Origin of the sequence: Oceanibium sediminis, from assembly GCF_003265325.1 — a bacterium.
GTDB lineage: Bacteria > Pseudomonadota > Alphaproteobacteria > Rhodobacterales > Rhodobacteraceae > Halovulum > Halovulum sediminis.
The window spans coordinates 378,566-403,443 of the sequence record NZ_QGNX01000002.1; the positions used below are offsets into that span (position 1 = coordinate 378,566).

At 66.8% G+C, this 24,878-nt stretch carries 22 protein-coding genes; 12 read left to right on the forward strand and 10 right to left on the reverse strand.

Annotated features, from left to right (window positions below; translation table 11 throughout):
* Positions 1 to 78: 78 nt before the first annotated feature.
* Genes DJ029_RS07255 through DJ029_RS07280 form a run of 6 tightly spaced genes read left to right on the forward strand, consistent with a single transcriptional unit; the run spans position 79 to position 5,366 of the window.
* Complete coding sequence (locus DJ029_RS07255) at positions 79 to 606, forward strand: MarR family winged helix-turn-helix transcriptional regulator (RefSeq protein ID WP_232823001.1); 528 nt, start codon at positions 79 to 81, stop codon at positions 604 to 606.
* Between the two features lie 11 nt (positions 607 to 617).
* Positions 618 to 1,319: a creatininase family protein gene (locus DJ029_RS07260; RefSeq protein ID WP_232823002.1), complete on the forward strand. Its 702-nt coding sequence runs from the start codon at positions 618 to 620 to the stop codon at positions 1,317 to 1,319.
* Positions 1,312 to 2,331, forward strand: a complete 1,020-nt coding sequence (locus DJ029_RS07265; protein WP_112321683.1) for a ketopantoate reductase family protein — start codon at positions 1,312 to 1,314, stop codon at positions 2,329 to 2,331. The genes DJ029_RS07260 and DJ029_RS07265 overlap by 8 nt, the downstream gene beginning before the upstream one ends.
* Positions 2,328 to 3,071, forward strand: coding sequence for an SDR family NAD(P)-dependent oxidoreductase (locus DJ029_RS07270; protein ID WP_112321684.1), 744 nt, complete (start codon positions 2,328 to 2,330; stop codon positions 3,069 to 3,071). Before DJ029_RS07265 ends, DJ029_RS07270 begins: the two co-directional genes overlap by 4 nt.
* Positions 3,072 to 3,084: 13 nt before the next feature.
* On the forward strand, positions 3,085 to 4,500 hold the full coding sequence (locus DJ029_RS07275) for a M20/M25/M40 family metallo-hydrolase (protein ID WP_112321685.1): 1,416 nt from the start codon (positions 3,085 to 3,087) through the stop codon (positions 4,498 to 4,500).
* The gene (locus DJ029_RS07280) at positions 4,497 to 5,366 is read left to right on the forward strand and encodes a DMT family transporter (protein WP_112321686.1); all 870 of its coding nucleotides are present in this window, start codon (positions 4,497 to 4,499) and stop codon (positions 5,364 to 5,366) included. The genes DJ029_RS07275 and DJ029_RS07280 overlap by 4 nt, the downstream gene beginning before the upstream one ends.
* 21 nt (positions 5,367 to 5,387) lie before the next feature.
* On the opposite strand, the gene DJ029_RS07285 is transcribed toward DJ029_RS07280, so the two are convergent.
* The gene (locus DJ029_RS07285; RefSeq protein ID WP_112321687.1) at positions 5,388 to 6,260 is read right to left on the reverse strand and encodes a glycosyltransferase family protein; all 873 of its coding nucleotides are present in this window, start codon (positions 6,258 to 6,260) and stop codon (positions 5,388 to 5,390) included.
* 304 nt (positions 6,261 to 6,564) lie between these two features.
* Between DJ029_RS07285 and DJ029_RS07290 the strand changes: the two genes are divergently transcribed.
* Genes DJ029_RS07290 through efp form a run of 3 tightly spaced genes read left to right on the forward strand, consistent with a single transcriptional unit; the run spans position 6,565 to position 9,722 of the window.
* The gene (locus DJ029_RS07290; protein WP_112321688.1) at positions 6,565 to 7,845 is read left to right on the forward strand and encodes an O-antigen ligase family protein; all 1,281 of its coding nucleotides are present in this window, start codon (positions 6,565 to 6,567) and stop codon (positions 7,843 to 7,845) included.
* Between the two features lie 6 nt (positions 7,846 to 7,851).
* On the forward strand, positions 7,852 to 9,117 hold the full coding sequence (locus tag DJ029_RS07295; protein WP_112321689.1) for an O-antigen ligase family protein: 1,266 nt from the start codon (positions 7,852 to 7,854) through the stop codon (positions 9,115 to 9,117).
* 41 nt (positions 9,118 to 9,158) lie between these two features.
* Complete coding sequence (gene efp, locus DJ029_RS07300) at positions 9,159 to 9,722, forward strand: elongation factor P (RefSeq protein WP_112321690.1); 564 nt, start codon at positions 9,159 to 9,161, stop codon at positions 9,720 to 9,722.
* Here efp and DJ029_RS07305 read toward each other — a convergent pair.
* The 4 genes from DJ029_RS07305 to DJ029_RS07315 form a co-directional block, all read right to left on the reverse strand.
* Complete coding sequence (locus tag DJ029_RS07305; protein ID WP_308860843.1) at positions 9,719 to 10,471, reverse strand: WD40/YVTN/BNR-like repeat-containing protein; 753 nt, start codon at positions 10,469 to 10,471, stop codon at positions 9,719 to 9,721. The two genes, efp and DJ029_RS07305, sit on opposite strands and share 4 nt — an antisense overlap.
* Positions 10,468 to 10,761, reverse strand: a complete 294-nt coding sequence (locus DJ029_RS22470; protein WP_308860844.1) for a beta propeller repeat protein — start codon at positions 10,759 to 10,761, stop codon at positions 10,468 to 10,470. Before DJ029_RS22470 ends, DJ029_RS07305 begins: the two co-directional genes overlap by 4 nt.
* 146 nt (positions 10,762 to 10,907) lie before the next feature.
* Positions 10,908 to 12,881 carry a bifunctional 2',3'-cyclic-nucleotide 2'-phosphodiesterase/3'-nucleotidase gene (locus DJ029_RS07310; protein ID WP_112321691.1) on the reverse strand — a complete coding sequence of 658 codons (1,974 nt, stop codon included), beginning with the start codon at positions 12,879 to 12,881 and terminating at the stop codon, positions 10,908 to 10,910.
* Positions 12,882 to 13,024: 143 nt separating this feature from the next.
* On the reverse strand, positions 13,025 to 14,905 hold the full coding sequence (locus DJ029_RS07315; protein WP_112321692.1) for a bifunctional 2',3'-cyclic-nucleotide 2'-phosphodiesterase/3'-nucleotidase: 1,881 nt from the start codon (positions 14,903 to 14,905) through the stop codon (positions 13,025 to 13,027).
* Positions 14,906 to 14,990: 85 nt separating this feature from the next.
* Here DJ029_RS07315 and DJ029_RS07320 point away from each other — a divergent pair, with 85 nt between their 5' ends.
* Complete coding sequence (locus DJ029_RS07320) at positions 14,991 to 15,779, forward strand: inositol monophosphatase family protein (protein ID WP_112321693.1); 789 nt, start codon at positions 14,991 to 14,993, stop codon at positions 15,777 to 15,779.
* A 21-nt stretch (positions 15,780 to 15,800) separates the two neighbouring features.
* Here DJ029_RS07320 and ygfZ read toward each other — a convergent pair whose 3' ends face one another.
* Complete coding sequence (gene ygfZ / locus DJ029_RS07325) at positions 15,801 to 16,601, reverse strand: CAF17-like 4Fe-4S cluster assembly/insertion protein YgfZ (RefSeq protein WP_112321694.1); 801 nt, start codon at positions 16,599 to 16,601, stop codon at positions 15,801 to 15,803.
* A gap of 70 nt (positions 16,602 to 16,671) precedes the next feature.
* On the opposite strand from ygfZ, the gene DJ029_RS07330 reads away from it, so the two are divergent.
* Together DJ029_RS07330 and DJ029_RS07335 are read left to right on the forward strand one after the other, a co-directional pair.
* Positions 16,672 to 17,358, forward strand: coding sequence for a TIGR04283 family arsenosugar biosynthesis glycosyltransferase (locus DJ029_RS07330; RefSeq protein ID WP_112321695.1), 687 nt, complete (start codon positions 16,672 to 16,674; stop codon positions 17,356 to 17,358).
* Positions 17,359 to 17,419: 61 nt separating this feature from the next.
* Entirely contained in the window at positions 17,420 to 18,625 is a 1,206-nt protein-coding gene (locus DJ029_RS07335; RefSeq protein WP_198671077.1) for a pyridoxal-phosphate-dependent aminotransferase family protein, read from the forward strand.
* 2 nt (positions 18,626 to 18,627) lie between these two features.
* On the opposite strand, the gene DJ029_RS07340 is transcribed toward DJ029_RS07335, so the two are convergent.
* From DJ029_RS07340 to DJ029_RS07355, 4 genes are read right to left on the reverse strand one after another with little or no spacing between them, the layout of a single operon-like run.
* Complete coding sequence (locus DJ029_RS07340; RefSeq protein WP_112321696.1) at positions 18,628 to 19,731, reverse strand: pyridoxal phosphate-dependent aminotransferase; 1,104 nt, start codon at positions 19,729 to 19,731, stop codon at positions 18,628 to 18,630.
* Positions 19,728 to 20,522, reverse strand: a complete 795-nt coding sequence (locus DJ029_RS07345) for an aldo/keto reductase (protein ID WP_157966292.1) — start codon at positions 20,520 to 20,522, stop codon at positions 19,728 to 19,730. The genes DJ029_RS07340 and DJ029_RS07345 overlap by 4 nt, the downstream gene beginning before the upstream one ends.
* Positions 20,519 to 21,739: a multidrug effflux MFS transporter gene (locus DJ029_RS07350; RefSeq protein ID WP_112321698.1), complete on the reverse strand. Its 1,221-nt coding sequence runs from the start codon at positions 21,737 to 21,739 to the stop codon at positions 20,519 to 20,521. The genes DJ029_RS07345 and DJ029_RS07350 overlap by 4 nt, the downstream gene beginning before the upstream one ends.
* Entirely contained in the window at positions 21,726 to 24,836 is a 3,111-nt protein-coding gene (locus tag DJ029_RS07355) for a valine--tRNA ligase (protein ID WP_112321699.1), read from the reverse strand. The genes DJ029_RS07350 and DJ029_RS07355 overlap by 14 nt, the downstream gene beginning before the upstream one ends.
* Between the last annotated feature and the right edge of the window lie 42 nt (positions 24,837 to 24,878).

Sequence of the window (24,878 nt, forward strand, 5' to 3'; positions counted from 1 at the left end):
GAACTCAGAAGTAAAACCATAAGGCTACGCCCACCCATGACAGGCCCCCGCCCCGAAACTGGTGAAAAGACAGGCAGCATGCCAAATGCATCCGCACCGGAAATGCTTGAGGCGAAGCTCTGGGGGAACCCCTGCCCCTTCGCCTTTCGGCTCAACTACCTCGCGCTGCTCTACAACACGCCGCTCTATGAATGGATCCGCGACAGTTACGGGCTGAGCCGCCCCGAATACGTGGTCCTTTACTCGCTGGCGCTGGCGGACGGGGGCAGCGCGCGGGATGTGTCGCGCACCTCTGGCTTTCCCAAGAACACGCTGTCGCGCGCGATCAAGCGGCTGGAGCTGATGGGCCTGATCTCGCCCCGCGAAAAGGCCCCGGGCGGGGGGCGGAAACAGGCGCTTCACCTGTCCCGGAAGGGCTGGGCCCTGTTCGAGGAAACCCGCCCCGCCTTCGAGGCGCAGGAGCAGCGCATGCTCACCGCCCTGTCCGAGGGCGAGCGCCAGATCCTGTCGGAACTGATGTCAAAAGTCGTGCTGGCGGCGCGGGAATGGGCGGGGGAACTGCCCGCCGAAACGCGCCTCGTCACGCCAGGAGAGGAACAGCAATGAAGGTATCGGCGATGAACTGGCGCGATGTGGAGGCGGCGGCCGCGCGTGATCCGCGCTGCATCCTTCCCATCGGCTCCACCGAGCAGCACGCGCAACTGTCGCTCTGCGTGGACATGATCCTGGCCGAGCGCGTGGCCGAAGAGGCGGCCGAGCCGCTGGATATCCCGGTGTTCCCGGTGATGCCCTACGGGCTTGCCCCCTATTTCAACGCCTATCCCGGCACGATCAGCCTGAGGGTGGAAACCCTTCTGGCGGTGGTGCGCGACGTGGTCTCATCGCTGCGGCGCTCGGGGTTTCGGCGCATCCTGATCGTGAACGGCCACGGCGGCAACAACCCGGTCGGCGCGCTGGCGCAGGAACTGATGGACGACTTCGGCGACACCTCGATCAAGTTCCACAACTGGTGGAACGCGCCCGAGACCTGGGCCACCTCGCAGGCGATCGACACCACCGGCAGTCACGCCAACTGGATGGAGAATTTCCCCTGGACCCGGCTGGCCCATGCCCCCGCGCCTGAAGGCGAGAAGCCCGTGGTGGACATGGCGCTGATGAAAGCCTCACCCCCCTCGAAGGCGCGGGAGGTTCTGGGCGACGGCGCTTTCGGCGGCCCCTGGCAGCGCTCCGACGAGGACATGCTGAGGATCTGGGCCGCCGGTGTGGCTGAGACACGCGCCGCGCTGGAAGGGCCGTGGCCGGAGTTGGCCAATGGCTGAGCCGGTCCTGATCTGGGGCGCGGGCGCCATCGGCGGCATCCTTGGTGCCTATTGGGCGCGGGCCGGGGTGCCCGTGCAGATGGTGGATATCGTGGCCGAGCACGCCCGCGCCTGTTCGAACCAAGGCCTGCAAATCGAAGGCCCGGTCGAGGAATTCCGCCAGGTCGTCCCCTGCGTGACGCCGGATCAGCTGAGCGGCCAGTACCGGCGCATCGTTCTGGCGGTAAAGGCGCAGGCGTCCGAGGGCGCGCTGGACGCGCTGCTGCCCCATCTTGCCGAGGACGGGTTCATCCTGTCCGCGCAGAACGGGTTGAACGAGCGGGTGATCGCCGCGCGCGCCGGGGCCGGGCGCACCATGGGCGCTTTCGTGAACTATGGCGCGGACTGGCTCGAACCGGGCCGCATCCTATTCGGCAACCGCGGCGCCGTGGTGATCGGAGAGATTGACGGCTCCGAACGCCCCCGCACCCGCGAGATGCACGAACTGATGCAGGTGTTCGAGCCGGACGCGGTGCTGACCACCGATATCTGGGCCTACCTTTGGGGCAAGCTCGGCTACGGGGCGATGCTGTTCGCGACCGCCCTGACGCCCGACAGCATGACCGTGAATTTCGCCGATCCCGCCCGTGGCCCCGCCCTGGCCGGACTGGCGCGCGAGGTGATGCGCACCGCCGTGGCCGAGGGCGTCACCCCGCGCCCCTTCAACGGGTTCGAGCCGGCCGCCTTCCTGCCCGGAGCATCGGAAGCGGATGCCCTGAAAAGCCTGGCGGACCTGGCCGAGTTTAACTCCAAAACCGCCAAGACCCACACCGGCATCTATCGCGACCTGGCCGTGCGCAAGCGCAAGACCGAGGTGGACCCCCAGGTCGGTACCGTCGCCGAAATCGCCGCAAGCCACGGCATCGACACGCCGCTGCTGCGCCGCCTGGTTGAGCTGATCCACGATATCGAGGAGGGACGGCGGCAGATGTCCACCGACACGTTCCACGAATTGACCAAGGTGCTGGCATGAGCGCGCGCGCAGCGCTCGTCACCGGGGTGGTCGGCGGCATCGGTGCGGCCATCGCCACGCGGCTGGCCGCCGAGGGGGCGCGCGTTGCCGTCTGCGACCTGCACGGCGACGCGTTGGACGCGGCGGCCGACCGGCTGGGCCTGCCCGGTTTCGGCGCGGACCTTGGCGACCGGGCCGCGGTGCAGGACATGGTGGCCCGGATCGGGGCGGAACTTGCTCCTCCCGACATATTGGTCAACGCCGCAGGCGGCGTGCGCGGCCAGGTTGGAACACCCCTGGAAGACGTGCAACCTGACGCCTGGCACGCGATTTTCGCGGCCAATGTCGATGCGTCGCTCTACCTTGCACAGGCCCTTGCCCCGGCGATGAAGGCGAGCGGATGGGGGCGGATCGTGACGATCAGCTCCGGCGCGGGGCTGCGCCCCAGCCTGACCGGCATCCACGCCTATACGGCGGCCAAACACGCGCTTGTCGGGCTGACCAAGCAGCTCAGCCTGGAACTCGCCCGCCATGGCGTCACCGTCAATTCCATCGCGCCCGGCTTCATCCTGTCCAACCCCGCGACCGAGCGTCAGTGGGCCGCCATGGGCGCGGACGGACAGGCCGCCTTGGTAGAGCGCATCCACACCCGGCGCCTCGGCACGCCCGGGGATATCGCCGCCGCCGCCGCTTTCCTGACGGGGGAGGAGGCCGGCTGGATCACCGGCCAGATCCTCAGCGTCGATGGCGGCGTCACATGACAAGGAATTTCCGATGACGGACCCGGTACTGGCCCATGCCCTCGCTCAACGCCCCGAGTTGATCGAGGGGTTGAAGACCCTCGTCTCCTGCGCCTCGGTCGGGGCGGACCCGGCGATGGCCGAGGGGATGGAAGCCGCCCGCCGCCTGATCGAGGCGCGGCTCGAACGGATGGGGTTCGCGAACCTCCAACGGCTCGCCCCCGACGGTGTGGCAAACGGCCAGCCCAGCCTTTACGCGGAGCGGCTGGATGCGCCGGGCAAGCCCGCGGTGCTGATCTACGCCCATTACGACGTGCAGCCCCCCGATCCGCTGGACAAGTGGACGACACCGCCGTTCGACCCGGTGGAGCGCGACGGCCGGCTCTACGGGCGCGGGATCTCTGACGACAAGGGGCCGATGATGATCGCCCTCGGCGCGCTGGACGCCTTCCTGTCGGTGGACGGGGCGCTGCCGATCAACGTCAAGCTGCTGATCGAGGGCGAGGAGGAGACCGGCTCCCCCGCCCTGCCCGGCATTCTTGAGCAGCACCGCGACCTGCTGGCCGCCGATGCGGTGCTGTCCGCGGACGGCGCGCGCTGGCGGCCCGACCTGGTGGCGCTGAACGTCGGCTCACGCGGCAACGCGGGGTTCGAGATCCGGGTGCAGACGGCGGAAACCGACCTGCATTCCGGGCGCTACGGGGGCATCGTGGCGAACCCGCTGCACGTGCTTGGCCATCTGATCGCCAGCCTGCACGACGCGACCGGGCGCATCGCCGCGCCGGGCTTTTACGACGGCGTGGCCGAGCCGACGAACGCCGAGCGCGCCGAGATCGCCGCCGTCCCCTATGACGAGACCGCCGCCTTCGCCCCCATCGGCGCCAAACCGCATGGAGAAGCGGGCTATTCCACGCTGGAACGCCTGTGGATGCGCCCGACCGTGGATGTGAACGGCATGTGGGGCGGATACACCGGGGCCGGGTCGAAAACCGTGATCCCGAGTGAGGCGTTCGCCAAGCTGACCATGCGCCTTGTGCCGGGACAGGACACGGCAAAAGCGCAGCAGGCCGTCATAGATCACCTCAAGGCGCAGCTTCCCAACTGTGCCACCTTGGACATCCGGGGCGAGCGCGGCGCCTCGGGCGCTTATGCCGTGCCCGAGGGGCACCCGCTTCTGGCAGCGGCCAGCGCTGCGCTAAAAAAGACCACCGGGCAGGAGCCGTTGAAAGTACGCATCGGCGCCTCGCTGCCGCTGACAGAGATCGTGGAGCGTATCCTGGGCCTTGATACGGTGATGTTCTCCTTCGCGCTGTCGGACGAGAATTTCCACGCCCCGAACGAGTTCTTCCGCCTCAGTTCCATCGACGACGGGCTGGCCGCCTGGGTGCAGATCCTGCGCGAGATCGCGGCCCTTTCCCCCGCCGATTTCGTCCCCTTCCGCCGGGGATGAGCGACACGACGGACAACCGCCGGGGCGCGCTGCTGCTGGTGGCCGCCGCCGCGGTGTTCACGGCGGATGTCTCCGTTCTGCGCCTGTTGAGCGAGGGGGTGAGCAACGGGCAGGTCGTCTTCTTCCGCTCGCTGATGCAACTGGTGATCGTCGCGGGCTTCATCCTGTGGCGCAACCCCGCGCTGGCGGGGACAACGCAGCCCTGGCTGCTGGTCGCGCGCGGGATCACCAGCCTGATCTGCTGGTGGCTCTACTACGCCAGCTTCGCAGTGCTGGACCTGGCGCTGGCCTCTACGCTGACGTTCACCACCTCGCTTTTCGTGGTCATCCTCGCCCCCTTCGTGCTGGGCGAGCGGATCGGCCCGGTGCGCGCCGCAAGCACGGTGATCGGCTTTGCGGGCGTGGTGCTGGCCAGCGGCGCGAACCCGTTCGACATTGCGCCGGGCGTGTGGCTCGGCCTCGGCTCGGCGGTGGCGGCGGCGGTGCTGATCTTCCAGAACCGGGTGCTGGCCCGTACCCAGGCCACGGCGACGATCATGCTGTGGATCGCGCTGGTGGCCACGCTGGGCACGGCGCCCGGCGCGGTGATGAACTGGACCGCGTTGACCGGCGGGGATGTCGCGGTGCTGCTGATCGCAGGCACGCTCGGCACCCTTGGCATGCTGCTGACGATCGAGGCCTACCGCTACGGCGAGGTGTCCGCGCTGGCGCCCTTCCCCTACACGCGGATCCTGTTCGCCCTGCTCGCCGGCGTACTGCTGTTCGGGGAAAGCGCAACCCCGGCAGAGCTTGCCGGTTCCGCGATCATCATCGCCTGCGGGCTGATCGCGGGGCGGCGGATGCGCCGCGCCCCGACCGCCCTGTGAGCCGCCCTTTCGAACGGCGCCTCAGACCATTTCCGCGCGAATCAGCGTCATCGCCTCATCCAGCGAGGCGCGCGCAAGGCTGACCAGCTTCTGCTTGCGCGCCTCCATCTTTTCCTCCGAATGGGTTTCGGGCAGCGCCTCGATCGCGGCGGTCACTTCGTCGGTAGTAGTGGTCCAGGCTTGCAGGACCGGCTGATCGAGCAGGCCGAGCACGCGCGTCACCTTCGCCCCGTCGCGGATCTGGTCGAACGTCACCAGCGGCACCTTGTGAAAGATCGACAACAGCGAGCCGTGCAGCCGCGTCGTGATCATGAACTCGGAGCCCTGAAGATCCAGCTCCGTGCTTTCGGGGATGGCGCGATCCAGGTCGAGCAGCGTGTTCACCCACTTGCGCCGCTTCCCGTGCATCGCCTCACGCACGTACTTGTCCACCAGCTGGTTGCCGCAGCGCCCGCCGTATTCGTTCTGAAGCCCGACCATGCACATGTTGGCCCGCCCTTCCCGGCGCGCCGCCAGCGGGGCGACGAAATGCGGATAGCCGATATCCGCCAGGGCCAAGTCGAAGCCGACACCATCCTTGCTGTCGCGCGCGTACCAGGCATGGACCAGGCGCTCGGGCGGGTTACCCTCCAGGATGCTGACGGCGACGGCGATGCGCTTGCAATGCCAGAACCGTTCGAAAAACGGCAGCAACCCGTTGCCGAGCGGGCCACAGACGAAGATCAGCGTGGTGTAGGAATGCGCCCGCCGCTCGGCCTGCTTGGGGTTGACGCAATGCGGCGTCAGTTCGGCGAGTCCGCCGTGAGGCCACAGGATATCCACCTCGTCATATTCTGCGACGACCTTCTTCGCGACGTTGTAGACCGCCATCAGGTCGCCAATGGTCGTCCACACGCAATCCAGGTCGTCAGACCCGGAAAAAGCGATGAGTATCCTTGTCTTCCCCGGTCTGCGAACGGGTGCGGGTTGTGACAACTCCACCGGTTTCTCCACCATTTACGTCAATTCCCTTGTACACGTGCTGCCCCGCACAGGTCCGAAGTATCATGGCGACCCAACAGTTAGCAACTGATGCAAGAACCTGAACGAACAGGCAAAAAAGCCACGGTTTCGCGGTTCCGCGCCCATTGCGGGGGGATTTCATGTCATATCGCCCCCCTGTCAGGGTATAGTTTACTTAAAAAGATCGAGGCAGAGCATGACATCCACCCCCACCGAGCGCCCCCAGGAGGTTGCCGAGGTCGATCAGACCGTGTTCTGGCTGGGCCTGTTCTATGCGCTGATCGGAGTCGCATCCTTCGCCGCATGGGCGCTGATCGGGGACGGAGACGGGGCGCGCAACCGATCCCCCATCGATCTGCCGCCCTTCTTCGGACTGCTCGCGATTTTCGCGGCAATCAGCCTGGGGCTGCGGTCCAACACGATCCGCTTCCGCCTGACGCTGCCGGAAAAAGTGGCTGCCGGGGTGCTTGGCGTCGCGATCGTCTACGGCATCGCGATGAATGCGACCCATCCGCAGTTCGCAATCAACGGGCTGTCCATGCGCGCCACGCACCTTCTGGCGGCCATGGGCCTGTGCTACATCCTCAGCCGGACGACGACGGCCACTTCCGAGTTCATCATCGGAACGATCCCCGCACAGACCCTGCTGCATATGCCGATCGTCGTTTGGCTCTATGTGTTCCACGTGCATGACCCGTCGATCAACTGGGCGGGCGGGCCGATCGGATACTGGCACGTGCGGATCTGGGGCATGATCCTGGCGGCGGGCCTGTGCGCGACGATCGGGATTTACGCGGCGCACCCGAAGGCGGCCCTACCAGGGCATATTCTGACCTTCGTGGTGCTGTTCCTGTTGTCCACGGCGCTGTTCTGGTCCGGCGGCCGCGCGGCGCTACTCGGGGTGGGCGGCGCGGTGATCCTTTCAACGATCCTGCTGCCGGGGGCGTTTCTGCGCGCGCTGCCGCTCGTTCTTGCTGCACTTGTGGCGGGGGCAGGAACGTCGCTTGTTCTGGATGTGCCCTACGACTCCTACGGCGCGCTCAACTCCCTCCTGCGTTCGACCCAGGTGGCGTCAGGCGACGCACTGGCCAGCGGGCGGCTGGACATCTGGCGCGAGGCGCTGGCGGAGGCGATGGATCACCCGTACTTCGGGCACGGTTTCGACCAGTACTTCTTCGGCAGCACCGAGGAGGGTCTGCGTCATTCCCAGCCTCATAATTTCATCGTTCAGTTCATATACGATTTCGGCTTCCTCGGCGGCGCGGCGGCCCTGTTCCTCCTGCTCTCGCTCTGGGTACGGGGGGTCGCACGCACTGTTCAGGGGCACGAAAGCTGGAAATACGGCGCGCTCAGCGCCTCGATCTGCCTTGGCGTGATGGCGCTGCTGGACGGCGCGATGTATCACAACGACCCGCTGCTCGCGGTGGCGATCTGTTTTGCCGTGCTGTTGGCAAGGCCCGAAGACCGCTCTGCCTGATCCGTGATGGCGCTTCCAAAGCCAAACTTGATCCACGGCCTTTTCATCTTCGCTTTGTTTCATGCCGTTATGCCCGTACTGAACCACTTCGGCTTGTTAAGCATCCCAGGCGTCCCCTTGGGGGCGAAGGTGATCCCGGTGGCACCTCTACAAGCGTCGATGAGCGGAATCATTGTGATCGCGCTGCTGCACAAATTTCCCTTTGGGGCATCTGCACCGCCGCTATCCGCAACCGTCAAGATTTCTATTCTGGGCTTCGTATTCGCATTCTTCTGGGGGGCATTGTTCAACGCGCTGTGGCCTGAGTGGGCACTTGCACGGCTATTGATGCGGGTAGCGCCGATCCTCGGCGCGGGTGCCCTGCTCTATGTATTGAACCGCACGCCTGCGAGAACAGGCTACTGGATTGTCCTTGCGATCATCCTTCAACCACTGATCCATCTGCCGACGCTTGTACACGCGCTCGTTACATCCGGGGGAGATGCAGCCGTCAACTGGAACAAAGGTCCGGCTGGCTACCCGAACGTCCGCCAGTGGGGCATGCTCGTCGCAACTGGCTTCGTCATGGTACTTGGCGGTTTGGGTGCATGGATGTCACCTTCCCGCCTCGTGAAGTTGAGCGGGGGTATCTGCCTGACAGTGCTGGCCGGACTCCTGTTCTTTTCCGGTACGCGTGCAGGCGTTATCGGCGTTTTCCTGGGTGTTGCGGGGGTTTGGCTACTGCGACCCAACGGAATTGGCCGGACAATCTGGCTTGCATCAGTCGCCCTTACTGCCGGGCTGCTGCTTTCGCTCTGGTTCGAACCGCCCTCACCCAACTACGGCCTGTTCAACTCAATGACTCGCTGGACCGAGGGCGTTGACGGGCGCGACGTCACATCGGGGCGACTGACCCTCTGGATAGTTGGCGCTCAGATGGTCCTGGATTACCCACTTTTCGGACACGGCCTTGATCAGCTGATCTTGTTCAATCCACCGGAGTTCAAACAGCATCACCTTCACAACACGCCGCTGCAGCTTCTGTTCGACTTCGGATTGGTCGGCGGCATTGCGGTGATGCTTCTGCTCGCGACCGTCTGGCGCCGCGCCATCGTTGCCGGCCGCGACGCTCATGACCCCGCCAAGGCAGCTGCGCTTGGCGGGCTACTTACCCTTGTCGCCATGTGCCCTTTCGAGGATATCCTCTATCACACAGACCTGCTGGCCACGACCATGTTGCTTACCGCTGTCCTCCTGTCGCGCCCGCTTGCCAGCCCGTCGGCAAAGAGATAGGGAAATTCACCACACCACTTTACCACCGCAAGAGGACCGGCATGCCCAAGATCAACGGCAACGAAATTCGCCCCGGCAACGTGCTGGAGCATAACGACGGCCTCTGGGTCGCGGTGAAGGTCAGCCACGTCAAGCCGGGCAAGGGCGGCGCCTTCGCGCAGGTGGAGATGAAGAACCTGCGCAACGGCTCCAAGCTGAACGAGCGGTTCCGCGCCGCGGACAAGGTAGAGCGGGTGCGCCTCGAACAGAAGGACCAGCAGTTCCTTTACGAGACCGACGGCATGCTCGTCTTCATGGATTCCGAGACTTATGAGCAGATCGAACTGCCCGCCGACATCCTCGGCGACCGGCGGCCGTTCTTGCAGGACGGCATGACCATCACCGTCGAATTCCACGAGGAAGAAGCCCTGTCCGCCACCCTACCCCAGAAGGTCACCTGCACCGTGACCGAGACGGAGCCGGTGGTGAAGGGTCAGACCGCCGCCAACAGCTTCAAGCCCGCGACGCTGGACAACGGCGTGCGGATCACCATCCCGCCCTTCGTCGGCGAAGGTGAGCAGGTGGTGGTCAACACCGAAACCATGGAATATTCCGAGCGCGCCTAAGCTTCAGGCGCGACTTCCACGGACAGGATCGTGGGCAGGTGGCGCAAGGACTCGTCCCAGCTGTCACCCGCGTTCTGGCTGGAAAACAGGGAGCCGGTGTTCGTCCCGAAATAAAGCGCTCCCCCGGGCGCGGCGCACATCGCCTGGCGAAGCACGGTGAAATGCGCCCGCTCCGGCAGGCCGTTGCGCAACGGCTGCCAACTCGCCCCCCGGTCACGGGTACGCCAGACGGCGGGGCGGGCTTCGGGCGGGAAGCGCCCCTTTGAATCGCCGTTCAGCGGGAAGTACCACGCGGTGTCCGGGTCCCCCGGGTCCACCGCGACCGGGAACCCGAAGGACGACGGCAAGCCATCCTCGATACTCACCCACGCCTGACCGCCATCGTCCGAGCGGTACATGCCGCAATGGTTCTGCTGGTACAGCACATCCCCCGCCCCCGGCGCGCGCACAAGGTTGTGCACGCATTGGCCAACCTCGGGATAGCTATGCTCGGGCGGGGCATAGTCCATGCGCGTGCCCCGGTTCCGGGGCACCCAGGTCTGTCCGCCATCCTCGGTAAAGAACACGCCTGCGGTAGACACCCCGACCCAAAGTCGTTCCGACGCGTCCGGGTCGTGCAGGATCGTGTGCAGGGTCAGCCCCGCCCCGCCGGGCATCCATTGCGGGCGGCTCGGGTGATGCGCCAGCCCCTCGACCAGTGACCAGCTTTCGCCGTTGTCGCGGCTGATGAAGATGTTCGCGGGCTTCACCCCGAGGTAGAGCGCATCGCCCGCGCGGCCCAGTGACCAGAGCCCTTCGATCGGGGTACGCCAAGGCTCAGCCCGGCGTCGAAGCGCGTCCAGCTTGCCCCCCGGTCGTCAGAGCGCCAGACACCCCGGCCGAGCCAGTCGTCCCCGCCGGCGGCCCAGAGCTGTTCGCCATCGCCGATCACGTGGTTGATAGGCGCGCCGTCGCAATGGGGGCCGCTCAGCCCGCCCGTGGCATCGTGCAGGAACACGCCCTTGGTTGTGCCGATGAGTATGCAATGGGGGTTCGCCATGTCCGGCCCTCCTGCTGTCGCGGCGCAATCATAGCAGGATTCGACGCGCCCCGCGCGGGGCGAAATACAACGGGCCGGAAGCGCTGCTTCCGGCCCGTCTCAGGGGGTTGGCGGGCCGCGCCGGGCGGCCCGTATCAAGGCAGCGCTCAGAGCGTCATGCGATACAGCGCGAAGCCGCCCTCGCCATCACCGGCGGGGGCGATGTCCACGCCCTGCACGCCACCCGCATGCTCTGCCCCGGCGGGACCGGTTTCAAAGATGACGGTGGTGTTTTCCATCGGCTTGAAGCCCCAGTTCGCATCGGCGGAGGGGTTGATGGTTCCCTGCTCCACGATATAGCGCACGATCACGTCGCGGTTGGTGTCCGGCGCGACGAAGATCGTGTTCTCCTCCGTCGCGCCGGGGAAGGAACCGCCGCCGCTGGCGCGGTAGTTGTTGGTGGCGACCACGAACTTCTGCTCCGGATCGATCGGCGCACCGTTGTATTGCAGGTTCACGATGCGGTTCGCACCCTCGTTCACCAGGTTCCCGTCGGTGTCGAACTTCGAGGGCTGGCTGAGGTCGATCTGGTAGGTCACCCCGTCGATCACGTCGAAGTTGTAGGACGGGAAGGCGGTGTTCAGCAGCGGCGCGTCCGTCGCGCCCGGCTCGACCTGGTTGAACATGCCCGCACTGCGCTCAAGCCATTCCTTGACCGTGGCGCCGTCGATCACCACCGCGCGCACCGTGTTGGGATAGAGGTAGAGGTCGGCTACGTTCTTGATCGCCACGGGCCCCGGCTTCACATCGGTGTAGTACTCGGGCCCGCCCCGGCCACCGGCCTTGAAGGGGGCGGCGGCGGACAGGATAGGCAGGCCTTCCCACTCGGTGCCCTGCATCATCTGCTCGATGTACCAGGTCTGCGCCTGGCTCACGACCTGGACCGAGGGGTCGTCGGCCACCAGCGCGAAATAGCTGTGCAGCGGCGCCGAGGTTTCGCCCACCGCGCGGCGGATGTAGTCCAGCGTCGCCTGGTGCGTGTCGGCCACGGCGTCCAGCACCGGCTGGTAATCCTCGACCAGCGGCACATAGTTGCGCCCGTCACGCTCATAGATCCCCCGCACCGAGCTTTCGAAGGAGGCGACCTGCCAGCCGTCCGGCCCCTGTTCCAGCATCAGGTCGATCACGCCAAGGTGCGAGCCCCAGAAACCGCCCATCGCTGCGGGTTTGCCCAGAAGTGTGCCAAGCTCGGTATCGATGCCGTTGCCGGTTTCAAAGCCCCCCCCCGGGAACACCAGGTGGTTGTGCCCGGTGACGATGGCGTCGATGCCTTCGATCCCGGCCAGGTAGAGGCTGGCGTTTTCCATCCCCTCGTGAACCGTCTCGGTCGAGATGCCGGAATGGCTGAGCGCGACGACGATCTCAGCCCCTTCTTCCTTCATCTGCGGCACCCAGGCCTGCGCGGCCAGCAGGATGTCGCGCGTATTGGCCGAGCCTTCCAGGTGGCGCTTGTCCCAGGTCATGATCTGGGGCGGGCAGAAGCCGATCAGGCCGACGCGCACGGTGTGGGTCGCGCCCGCGCCATCGGTCACTTCCTTGTCCACGATCACGTAGGGCGGCACGAAGAACGTATCCTCGCGCGGGGACGCGCCCAGCGCGCCCTTGGCCACGTTGGCCGACACCACGGGGAAGTTGGCGCCCGCGATGGTCTTCATCAGGAAGTCCAGCCCGTAGTTGAACTCATGGTTCCCGAAGGTCGAGGCGTCGTAGCCGAGCGTGTTCATCGCCTGGATGATCGGGTGCATGTCGCCTTCCTTCATGCCCCGCTCATAGGCGATGTAGTCGCCCATCGGGTTGCCTTGCAGGAAGTCGCCGTTGTCCACCAGCATGGTGTTGGTCGCCTCGGCGCGGATCGACTCGATGATGCTGGCGGTGCGGCTCAGCCCCATGCTGTCGGATTCGCGGTCGGCGTAATAGTCGTAGGGAAACACGTGGACGTGCAGGTCCGTGGTGGACATCACGCGCAGATGCGCCTGGTTGGCCTGCGCGCGGGCCGCGAAAGGATGCAGCGCGATCAGGCCGCCGGCCGCGGCGGTGCCGGCCAGAAAGGACCGGCGCGTGGGAGTTTGGAATATGCTCATGAGACTCTCCTGATACTGCGAGCTTACGGGCCGGGATCGCTTCACCCGACACCGTTGAGGAATGTTTTGCGGACCCAATGCCGGGATCCGATGACAGCATGATGACCGAGGGGACAGAAAGTGGAAAGCTTTCTGTGCCTTGCTCACAGGCGGATGCGGTATTCCGCGAAGCCGTCCGCGCGCAGGCCCACCCGCTCGGGGCGGCCGGTGGGAAGGTCGGGCAGATCGTCCCCGGCCAGCGGACTGGTGGGGAACAGAACGCTTGATCCCGGCTGCGATGCGAAGCGCCAATCCGCCGGCGGCTCGTCCCCCAGGACACCGCGCTGGCGCACGTGGGCCATCAGCACGTCGCGCACCGATATGGGCCAGTCCCCGACGCGGACACCGCCGCCGTCGATCGGATATCCGCCACCGCCGCCGGCGCGAAAGCTGTTGGTCGCGACAAGGACGCGCTGGCCCTCGTCCATGGGCGCGCCGTCCAGGGTCATGTCCCGGATCCGGCTTCGCGCCCCCGGGCGGCGGTTGCCCTGGTCGTCGAACAGGGGCGGAACACCAAGGTCCACCGCGTAGTGCAGGCCGTGGGCGACGTCGAAGTTGTAGGTCTGAAACGCCGGATTCAGCAGCGGTGCATCCGCGCAGCCCTCAGGCACGTGGCGGAACATCCCCGCGGCGCGGTCCAGCCAGTCGCGCAGGGCTGCCGCGCTCAGGCACAGCGCCGTCATCCCGTTGGGATAAAGGTAGAGGTCGATGATATCGCCCATGGTCGCGGGACCGGGATCGATGCGGGAGTAGTACTCGGGCCCGCCGAAGCCCCCGGCCTTGAACGGCGCGGTGATCGAGATGAGCGGCAGCGCGTCGTAAGCGCTGCCCGCCATGCGCGCGCGCACGAATTCGGCCTGCGCCGCCGCCACCACGCCAAGGGCCGGGGAACTGGCCACCGGCACGAAGTAGGTGGTCACCAGGGTTGATGCGCGCGCCACGGGGCGGGCGACATAGGCGCGGGTTTCCTCGTGCGCGGGCCGCATCCGGGCGCTGAGCGTGGCATCGTCCACGACCAGCGGCACGCCCCCGGTCCCGGTGATCGGGCGCGCCTCGGCCTTATGGCGGGCGATGCGCCAGCCCCCGGGGCCCTGCTCCAGCTGCAGGTCGATCACGCCGAGGTGTGAGCCGTTGTACCCTGCCATCACCGCGGGCTTGCCCGATAGCGTGCCCGCCACCGGGTCCACATGGGGCGAAGGCGCGAAACGCGGGCCGGGGAAGACCATGTGCTGGTGCCCCGCCAGCACCACGTCGATGCCGGGAACGGCGGCGACATGCACGGCGACCTGCTCCATCCGCTCGCTCAGGGGGCGATCCTCGATCCCGGCGTGGCAGAGCGCGACCACCAGGTCCACGCCCTCGGCGCGCAGGCGGGGCACCCAGTGGGCCAAGGCCTCCACCGGGCAGCGGGCGTTGACCTTGCCCTTGAGCAGGCGCTGGTCCCAGGCCATGATCTGGGCCGGGCAGACCCCGATGACGCCGAGGCGCAGCGTGGTCTCCTGCCCCGTGTCGTCTCGAAAGCTGCGCTCCAGCACGCTGTAGGGCGGCAGGAAGGGCCGATCGTCGGCCGGGGTCGCGCCAAGGGGCGCGGCGGCCACATTGGCGCAGACGACCGGAAACGCGGCCCCCGCAAGGCAATCCCGCAGGAATCCGAGCCCGTAGTTGAAGTCGTGGTTGCCCAGGGTCGAGGCCTCCACCCCGACGGTGTTCATCGCCTCGATGACCGGCATCTTCGCCGCGCCCAGCCGTTCGGGCGCGGCGACCCAGACATCCCCCATGGGCGAGCCCTGCAAGAAATCGCCCGAGTCCAGCAGAACGGTGTTCTGCTTTTCGGCGCGGGCCGCGCGGATCAGGCTGGCGGTGCGCGTCAGTCCCTGGGTGGGATCCACAGTATCTGTGAAGTAATCATGGGCCATCACGGCCCCGTGGAGGTCGGTAACACTCAGCACCCTGAGGGCGAGTGATCTTGTCATTGAATGTTCCATAATATGGGCCGCACGTATGTCACGGGTTGCCTTTCAAAATGAAGCGCATATGAGAGGGGCCGTAATTGACCAGCGCAGGACCATCATGACAACGGCTTCGGCAAACCTCAACATAATGATCAAGGCAGCACGTCTGGCCGCCCGTGGCCTGATGCGCGACTTCGGCGAAGTGGAGAACCTTCAGGTCACCTCCAAGAGCGCGGGCGACTTCGTCTCGCGCGCCGACATCAAGGCCGAGCAGATCATCCGCGATACCCTGACGGAGGCGCGGCCCACCTATGGCTGGCTGGGCGAGGAATCCGAAGAGGTCAAGGGCGAGGATCCGACCCGCCGCTGGATCGTCGATCCACTGGACGGCACCACCAACTTCCTGCACGGTATGCCGCATTGGGCGATCTCCATCGCGCTGGAGCACAAGAAGCAGATCGTCGCCGCGGTGATCTTCGATCCCGTCAAGGACGAGATGTTCACCTCGGAAAAGGGCGCGGGTGCGTGGATGAACGACCGCCGGCTGCGCGTGACGAACCGGCGCGACATGATCGAGATGGTCTTCGCCACCGGCATTCCCTTCGCGGGCAGCCCCGCGCTTCCGGCCCACCTGAAGCAGACCGCGCGCGTCGCGCCGCAATGCGCGGGCATCCGCCGTTGGGGCGCTGCGGCGCTGGACCTGGCCTATGTCGCGGCCGGGCGTTACGACGGCTACTGGGAAATGGGGCTGAACCCCTGGGACATCGCCGCCGGGATCCTTCTGGTCAAGGAAGCGGGCGGTATGGTCGAGCCCATCGCCGAGGGCAGCGACCTGATGGGCCGCAACGGCTGCATCGCCGCGAACGCCGATGCGTTTGCAAAGTTCGCCAGCACGGTGCGCGGCTAAGCCGAAATACGTTCGGCGGCGTCAGGCGGTTTCAGCGCCCGCTTCGGCCAGCTGAACCGCCTTGCCGTCAGCCTCCATCCCCGGCCCGATCCGATCGAAGCGCAGATAGGCAAGCCCTGCGCCACCAAGGCTGGAATGCAGCGTGCCCACCACCTTGCCATCGCGGCGGATTTCGGTGCCCGGTTCCGGCGCGGGCTGCTCCACGAGCACCGGGCGGATGCCCTTTCTCAGCTCGGTCTTGTGGCGCATCCGGGCCGTCACTTCCTGCCCGACGTAGCAGCCCTTGCGGAAATCCACGCCGTTCAGCCGGTCGAACCCGGCTTCGAGGATGAAGGTCTCGTTGGCCAGCAGCTCCACGCCCGATTTCGGCACACAGTGGGCGATGCGCAGCGCCTCGTAGGCGGCAGGATCCCAGGTAGCAACGCCGTCCGGCAGCCCCTGCCCTTCAGGCTGGTAAAGCCGCCAGCCGAGCCCCGTATCGCGCGGATCCGCGAACGCCCCCTCGGGCGAGGGGCCGGTGCCAAGCACCACCTCAAGCCCTGCGGGCGCGATATCCACCGCCGCGCGCAGCTTGTACATCATCAACCGCCGCGCAAGGTCCGCGACCTGGCCCGCGTCCGCGTCGATCAGCACGGCGTCCCCCTCGGGCACCATGAAGAAATCCGCCAGGTATTTCCCCTGCGGCGTCAGCAGCGCGGTATAGACCGCACCAGCGCCAAGGCCCTTGGTAGAATTGGTCACCAGATCCTGAAGGAACTTCAGGTGATCCGCCCCCGAAACCCGCAGCACCGCCCTGTCGTCCGCCACAAAACCACTTGTCATCGCCTGATCCTCCTGCTCTGACGCATCTAGTCGCCCGCGCCCCATCTGTCACCCCAAAGCCGAAGCCGAAATGCCCGCGCCCCTGTCCATCGTCATCCCCACGCTGAACGCCGCGCCGCATCTCGGCCCGACGCTGGGCGCGCTTGGAGAGGCGCTGACCGAGGGGCTGATCGCCGAGGTGATCCTGAGCGACGGCGGCTCGGAAGACGATATCGCCACGATTGCCGAGGCAACGGGCGCCACGCTGGTCACCGGGCCGCCGGGGCGCGGCGGGCAGATCGCCCGGGGCTGCGCGGCTGCGAAGGGCGACTGGCTGTTGATCCTGCACGCCGACAGCGCGCCCGCCCCCGGCTGGGCCGCCGCCACGCGCGCGCATATGAACGCCCACCCCGGATGCGCGGGCTATTTCGACCTGCGCTTTGACGCCAGCGGCACAATGGCCCGCGTGACCGCAGCCTGGGCGAACCGCCGCGCGCGGCTCGGCCTGCCATATGGCGACCAGGGGCTGCTGATCCGCGGCGCGCTTTATAAATCCGTTGGAGGCACGCCCGACATCCCCCTGATGGAGGATGTCGCCCTGGCCCGGGCGCTGGGACGGGCCCGGCTGCGGCCAATCGGCCACATGATCGTCACCTCGGCCAAACGCTACACGCATGACGGCTGGCTCCGGCGGGGGGCGCGTAACCTGTCGACGCTTGCCCTCTATTTTGCCGGGATCAGCCCCGAGCGGCTGGCGGCGCGTTACAACCGTCGCTAAGGGCATTGGCTTCGCCTAAGCGCAAGCTAAGGTGCGGGAGAATGCTTTCCTGGAGTCTGCGATGAATCTCTCCCACGGCCGCCCGATCCTTGCCATTCCCGGCCCCTCGATGATCCCCGACAGGGTGTTGCAGGCGATGCATATCCCCTCGCCCAACATCTACGAGGGGGAGCTGATCGACATCACCTACTCGATCTCTGCCGACCTGTGCCGCCTGGCCCGGACCGAGGGGCGCGTCGGGATGTATATCGGCAACGGGCACGCGGCCTGGGAAGCGTCACTGGTCAACACGCTGGCGCCGGGGGACCGGGCGCTGGTGATCTCCACCGGGCGTTTCGCCCTCGGCTGGGCCGAGATCGCCCGCAAGCTGGGGGTGGAGGTCGAGATCCTGGATTTCGGCACCGACCGCGCGGCGGACCCGGTCGTGCTGGAGGCGCGCCTGCGCCGCGCGGACGCGGCCGGGATCAAGGCGGTCCTGACGACACAGACCGACACCGCGTCATCGGCAACGAACGACATCCCGGCCCTGCGCGCCGCGATCGACGCGGCCGGACATGACGCGCTGTTCCTCGTGGACGGGATCGCCTCCTTCGGGTGTGAGCCTTTCGAGATGGACGCCTGGGGCGCGGACGTGCTGGTCGCGAGCTGCCAAAAGGGGCTGATGACCCCGGCGGGCATGTCCTTCGTCTTTGCAGGGACGCGCGCGCTTGAGGCCCGCAAGGGGCTGGAGCGCGTGTCCCCCTATTTCGACTGGGCCCCCCGCTTCGCGCCGGAGCTGTTCTACCAGAACTTCAGCGGCACCCCGCCGACGCATCACCTGTTCGGGCTGCGCACCGCGCTCGACATGATTTTCGAGGAAGGGGTGGAGCAGGTCTGGGCGCGCCACGCGGTGCTGGCCAGCGCGGTCTGGGCGGCCGTCGATGTCTGGTCGGAAACCAGTCAGATCGCCTGCAACATCGCGGACCCGGCGCAGCGCTCGCGCGCGGTCACCACGGTGCGCGCCGGGCAGGACCATGGCGCACGCCTGCGCGCCTGGTGCGAGCAGAAGGCCGGGCTGACGCTGGGTATCGGCCTGGGGCTGGACGGCGCGGCCACCCCGCCGGGCGAGGGGCTGTTCAGGATCGGCCACATGGGGCACCTGAACGCGCCCTCGATCCTGGGCACCATCGGCACCATCGACGCGGGGCTGAAGGCGCTTGGCCTGGCCCATGGCGGCGGCGCGCTGCGCGCGGCATCGGACGTGATCGCCGAGGCGCTGGCCGCCTGACGTCAGCCCAGCGCGGCCAGCGTGTCGCGCAGGGCAACCGCGAACGCATCCGTGTCCGCCCGGGTCCCGGCGCTGACGCGGATGCAGCGGTTTTCCGGTGCGACGAAGGGCATCCGCACGAAAACGCCGCGCGCGATCAGCCCGTCCAGAACCGATTTGGCGTAGGCGCCGTCGCGGCCGCAATCGATGGTGACGAAGTTCGTGGCGCTCGGCAGGGCGGCCAGCCCGTTTTCGGCGGCAATGGCGCTGATCCGTTCCCGCGCGGCGGCGACCTCGGTCTGCACATGGGCCAGCCAGTCCGGCGCATTCAGCGAGGCAAGCGCCCCGGCCTGCGCCATGCGGTTCACGCCGAAATGGTTGCGCACCTTGGAAAAGGCCGCAATCAGCGCCTCATGCCCCAGCGCGTAGCCGATGCGCGCCCCGGCCATGCCATGGGCTTTGGAAAAGGTGCGCATCCGAATGACGCGCGGGTGTGTCATGTCCAGCGGCGGGACCGCGCCTTCGGGGGCGAACTCGCAATAGGCTTCATCGAGGCAGAGCACGCAGCCCTCCGGCAGGGCATCGATCATCGCCTGCACCCGCCCGGCACTGTGCCAGCTGCCCATGGGGTTGTCGGGGTTCGCGAAATAGATCAGCGCGGCGTCCACCTCGGCCGCCTTTGCGATCAGCGCGTCCGGGTCCTCGGCGTCGTTACGATAAGGCACGCTGTGGATCGTGCCACCAAAGCCCGTGACATGGTAGTTGAACGTCGGATAGGCCCCGGCCGAGGTGACGACCGGCGTGCCCTGCCCCACCAGCAAACGCACGAGCGAGCCGAGCAGCCCGTCGATGCCCGAACCGATCACCATGTTCTCGGGATTCACGCCGTGCACCTCGGACAGCTTGGCGCGCAGATCGTGGCTGAGCGAGTCGCCGTATTTCCAGGACTCCGCCGCCTCTGCGGCCATGGCGGCAATCGCCTCGGGGGCGGGGCCGTAGACGCTTTCGTTCGCGCCGAGCCGCGCGGTGAAGGGGCGGCCCATGATCCGCTCCTGCTCCTCCGGGCCGACGAAGGGAACGGTGGCGGGCAGGCTGTCGATCAGCGGGGTGAAACGCGGGCCCTTCATTCCGCGTCCCACACCGGGTCCCAGTCGGGGCGGGAGCAGAAGCGCGTGTTCTCACGCGTGGCCACGGCGGTCAGCGCGTCCATGTCTTCCGGCTCAAGGCTCAGGTCCAGCACCGCCAGGTTCGCCTTCAGGTTTTCGACCTTGGTGGACAGCGGGATCGCAATGACGCCCTGCTGCACGATCCAGCGCAGGACGACCTGCGCCGGGGTGATGCCGTGGCGCGCCGCGATCTGCCCCACCTCGGGCGGATCGAAAGCCTTGCCGCGTGCAACCGGCATGTAGGCGGTCAGCGGAATGCCGAGGGCGCGGGCCTCCTCATGCAGCGCGCTTTGGTCGATCAGAACGTGGAACTCCACCTGGTTGGTCGCAATCGGGGCCTTCGCCGCCGCCGCGCGTAACTGGGGGCGGTTGAAGTTCGACACGCCGATGGATCTGGTCAGCCCGGCGGCCTGCACCTCCAGCATGGTGTCGATCACCGCTTCCGTTTCCACGCCTCGGGGCGGCCAGTGGACCAGCATCAGGTCTGGCACGCGGCCCAGCTTTTCCACGCTGGTCTGCGCGCTTTCCAGCGCAGTGCCGTCGCGGAACCGGTCCTGGTGGATCTTGGTGGTCAGGAAAACGTCGTCGGGGTGGCCGCTCATGCGCAGGCCCTGGCCGACCGCCGCTTCGTTGTCATACATCTGGGCCGTGTCGACATGGGTGTAGCCAAGGCCCAAGGCGGTGGCTACCAGCCCCGCCCAGTCCACGTCCACGATGGGGGCGGTCCCCAGGCCGATCTTCGGGATAGTCATGCGCGCCGTTCCTCTTCCTCGGGCTTTGAACGGGGGCGATAGTAGACATAACACAGGATCGCAGCCAACCCGCATAGCGCCATGGAGCCGCTGATCGCGCGGTGCGACCCGTCGTAAAGCGCCATCGCCAGCGCTGCGCCAAGCCCGCCGAAGGCCATCAGCGCCGCGCCAAGGATGGACGAGGCGAAGCCCGCGATATCGCGCGCGGGCTCCATCGCCAGCGCCTGCAGGATGGGCAGGCCAAGGCCGAACGCCGCGAAATACAGGCAGACCGCGCCCCAGAACAGCGGCAGCGGCGGGGTCGCGAACCACATCGCGCCGTTCACCAGCACCGCCGCGCCCAGCACGACGATCATCGCCGCGATCATCCAGTCAAGGCTGCGGTGGTTCAGCACGACCCGCACCGCCAGCGACCCGGCAACGACGAAGGCCGCCCCGAAGGCGAAGATCGCGGCGAAGGACGCCGGGCCAAGGCCGTAGGCCTGCTCCACCACCACCGCCCCAAGCGACAGGTTGCTGGCGTACCCGGCGAATGTCAGTCCGGAAATCAGCAGCCCCGCCTTGAAGCGCCTGTGGGCGAACAGCCCCCGCGTGGCGGTGGCGACGAAACGGGCCGAGAACCGCTCGGGGCGGCGGCTCGGCACGGTTTCAGTGATCATGCGCAGGGTCAGGACCGTCAGCGCCACGGCCATCAGCGCAAGGAAGGCGAAGCAGGCGCGCCAGCCGAACAGCTCGATCAGGGCGGCGCCGATGATCGGCGCCAGCAGCGGCGCGACCGAGGTGACGGCCATCAGCACCGCGAACAGCCGTGCGGCGGCAGCCCCCTGCCCGATGTCGCGCGCGATGGCCCGCGCCATGACCGGCGCGCCGCCCATCAGCCCCTGCAGGCCGCGCAGCGCGACCAGCCACCAGAAATCCGTGGCCAGCGTGCACAGGACCGAAACAACGAGGAAGCCCACGAGGCTGATCACCAGCGCGGGCTTGCGCCCGTAGGCGTCCGAGAACAGCCCCCAGAAAAGCTGCCCCGCGCCATAGGCCAGCAGGTAGACGCCGACCAGCAGCGCCCCCGCCTCCGAGGCCGCGCCGAGGTCTTCGGCGATGACCCCGGTGGCGGGCAGCATGATGTCGATGCTGAGCGCGGTCAGCGCCGACAACCCGCCCAGCAGGAGGATGAACAGCGGTTGGTCTGCTAGGGGGCGCTTGTCAGGCCTCGCCAAGATCGTCCAGCCGCTTCTGCGCCGCTTGCAGCTTCGCCGACTCGGCCTCCAGCTCCTCCAGGCGGGTGCGGGCTTCGTCCACCACCTCCTCCGGGGCGTTGGCAATGAACTTGGCGTTGTTAAGCTTGCCTTTCAGGCCGCCCACTTCCTTGCCAAGTTTGGCCAGCGCCTTGTCCAGCCGAACGCGTTCCGCCGCGACGTCGATGACATCGGCCAACGGCAGGCAGAAGGTACCGCCGGGCACGGGCAGCGTGACCGCCCCTTTCGGCGCGCTGTTAGCTGTCTGGAACTCCGAGACGCGGGCCAGCCGCGCGACGAGCGTGGCGTTGTTGGCAAGCGCCTGCGTGCCCGCCGCGTCCAGGTCGATCTGGATCAGCGGCAGCTTGGCGCCGGCCGGCACATGGGTTTCCGCGCGGAGTGAGCGGATATCCTCGATCAACCCGATCACCCAGAGCATTTCCGCATCCGCCGCCGCATCCGCGAGGTCGGCGCTGGAATAGGTGGGCCAGTCGGTGTGCACCAGCATCTTCGGACGCTCGGCGATATCGCCCCAGAGCTGCTCGGTGATGAAGGGCATGATCGGGTGCAGCAGGATCAGGCACTGGTCGATCGCCCAGGCCATGGTGGCGCGGGTTTCCGCGATCACCGCCTCATCCCCGGATTGCAGCAGGGGCTTGGCGAATTCCACGTACCAGTCGCAGACCTTGCCCCAGACATGGGCGTAAAGCCCGTTGGCGGCATCGTTGAAACGGTACTGGGCCAGCGCCTCGTCACAGGCTTCGCGGGCGCGGGCGGTTTCGCCGACGATCCACTTGTTCACCGTCTGGGTGCAGGCGGCGGGATCGAAATCCGCCGCAGGTGAACACTCGTTCATTTCCGCGAAACGCGCCGCGTTCCAAAGCTTTGTCCCGAAGTTGCGATAGCCTTTGATACGGTCGGTCGACAGTTTCAGGTCGCGCCCCATGGCGGCCATGGCGGTCAGGGTGAAGCGCACCGCATCCGCGCCGTATTCGTCGATCAGCTCAAGCGGGTCCAGCACGTTGCCCAGGGACTTGGACATCTTCTTGCCCTTCTCGTCCCGGACGAGGGCGTGGACATAGACGGTGTGGAACGGAACTTCCTTCACCACCTCAAGCTGCATCATCATCATCCGGGCGACCCAGAAGAAGATGATGTCAAAGCCGGTGATCAGCACGTCCGTGGGGAAGTACTTCTGCAACTCCTCCGTCTGCTCGGGCCAGCCAAGCGTGCCGATCGGCCAAAGCCCGGAGGAGAACCAGGTGTCCAGCACATCCGCGTCGCGCCACACCGGGTAGACCAGCTTCGTCGGGTCCTGGTCGACACCATAGGTCGCCAGGCTTTCGGAGAGCATGTGCACGGCAGCGGCGCGATCGGCCACTTCGACCACGCGCATGTGGTTCAGCGGGGTCGGCAGGCCGGACAGATCGGTGGTGAACTTCTCGATGACGCCGTCGAAATCGGCGGCGCATTGGTGGCGGTCCTCGGCGTGGGTCAGCCCGTCGAGCAGGACGCGCAGCATCTCCACCTCGTCCAGCGCGCCGTCGCCCTCGTCATCGGTGAACGCCGTGTCGAGGCGCATGTCGATGCCGTACCAGACCGGGATCTGATGCCCCCACCACAGCTGGCGGGAAATGCACCACGGCTCGATATTCTCGAGCCAGTTAAAGTACACCTTCTTGTGCTGCTCGGGCAGGATCTGGGTGCGGCCGTCGCGCACCGCGTCGATGGCAGGCTGCACGATCCTGGCCGTGTCCACGAACCACTGGTCGGTCAGCATCGGCTCGATCACCACCTTGGAGCGGTCCCCGAAGGGCTGGGTGATGAGCTTGTTTTCCACGAAAGGAATCTGGGCCTGGTAGTCGGCCTTCGCCTCTTCATCCTCGGGCTCTGGCGCGGGGTTGGGGACCATCACGGCCAGCCCCTCTTCGGTGATCTGGGCGACCACCTTCTTGCGCGCCTCGAACCGGTCGAGGCCGCGCAGGTCGTCGGGGACCAGGTTCAGGGTGTCGACCTCGGCCTCGGTGAAGGTGGCACCGCCGGCGATTTCCTGGGCGCGGGCCGCGCAGGTGGCGTAGCCGTCGCCATCTGCGCGCATCGCGCCCTTCGTGTCCATCAGGCGGTACATCGGGATGTTGCCGCGCTTGGCCACCTGGTAATCGTTGAAGTCATGCGCACCGGTGATCTTCACCGCGCCGGAGCCGAACGCCATGTCCGGGTATTCGTCCGTGATGATCGGGATCAGGCGGCGATGTTCCTTCGGGCCGACGGGGATCTCGCACAGCTTGCCGACGATGGGTGCGTAGCGCGGGTCATCCGGGTGCACCGCGACCGCGCCGTCGCCGAGCATCGTCTCGGGCCGGGTCGTGGCAATGGAGATATAATCCCGCGTCTCGCGCAGCGTGACGTTGCCGTCTTCGTCCTTCTCCACGTACTCATAGGTCTCGCCCCCGGCGAGCGGGTACTTGAAGTGCCACATGTGGCCGTCGACGTCGATGTTCTCGACCTCGAGGTCCGAGATCGCGGTTTCGAAATGCGGGTCCCAGTTGACCAGCCGCTTGCCGCGATAGATCAGGCCCTTTTCGTGCAGGTCGACGAAGACCTTCAGCACCGCGTCGTGGAACACCTCGTCCATGGTGAAGGCGTTGCGATCCCAGTCGCAGGACGCGCCGAGGCGCTTGAGCTGGTTGATGATCGTGCCGCCGGACTGTTCCTTCCATTCCCAGACCTTTTCGACGAAGGCCTCGCGCCCCATCTCGCGGCGGGTCTGGTTGGAATTGTCCTTGGCCAGTTCCCGCTCCACCACCATCTGCGTGGCGATGCCGGCGTGGTCCTGCCCGGGCTGCCAGAGCGTGTCGAAGCCCTGCATCCGGTGCCAGCGCACCAGGATATCCTGCAACGTGTTGTTGAACGCATGCCCCATGTGCAGGCTGCCGGTGACGTTCGGCGGTGGGATCATGATGCAGAAGGTTTCATCGCGCGTCGCGTTCGCCCCGGCGGCGAAGGCTTTCGCATCTTCCCAGGCGGCCGCGATCGCGGCTTCGCTGGCTTGCGGGTCGAAGGTCTTTTCCATCGGCATCGGGTCTGTCCTGGATTTGGCCTGGCACTGGCCTGTATTTTG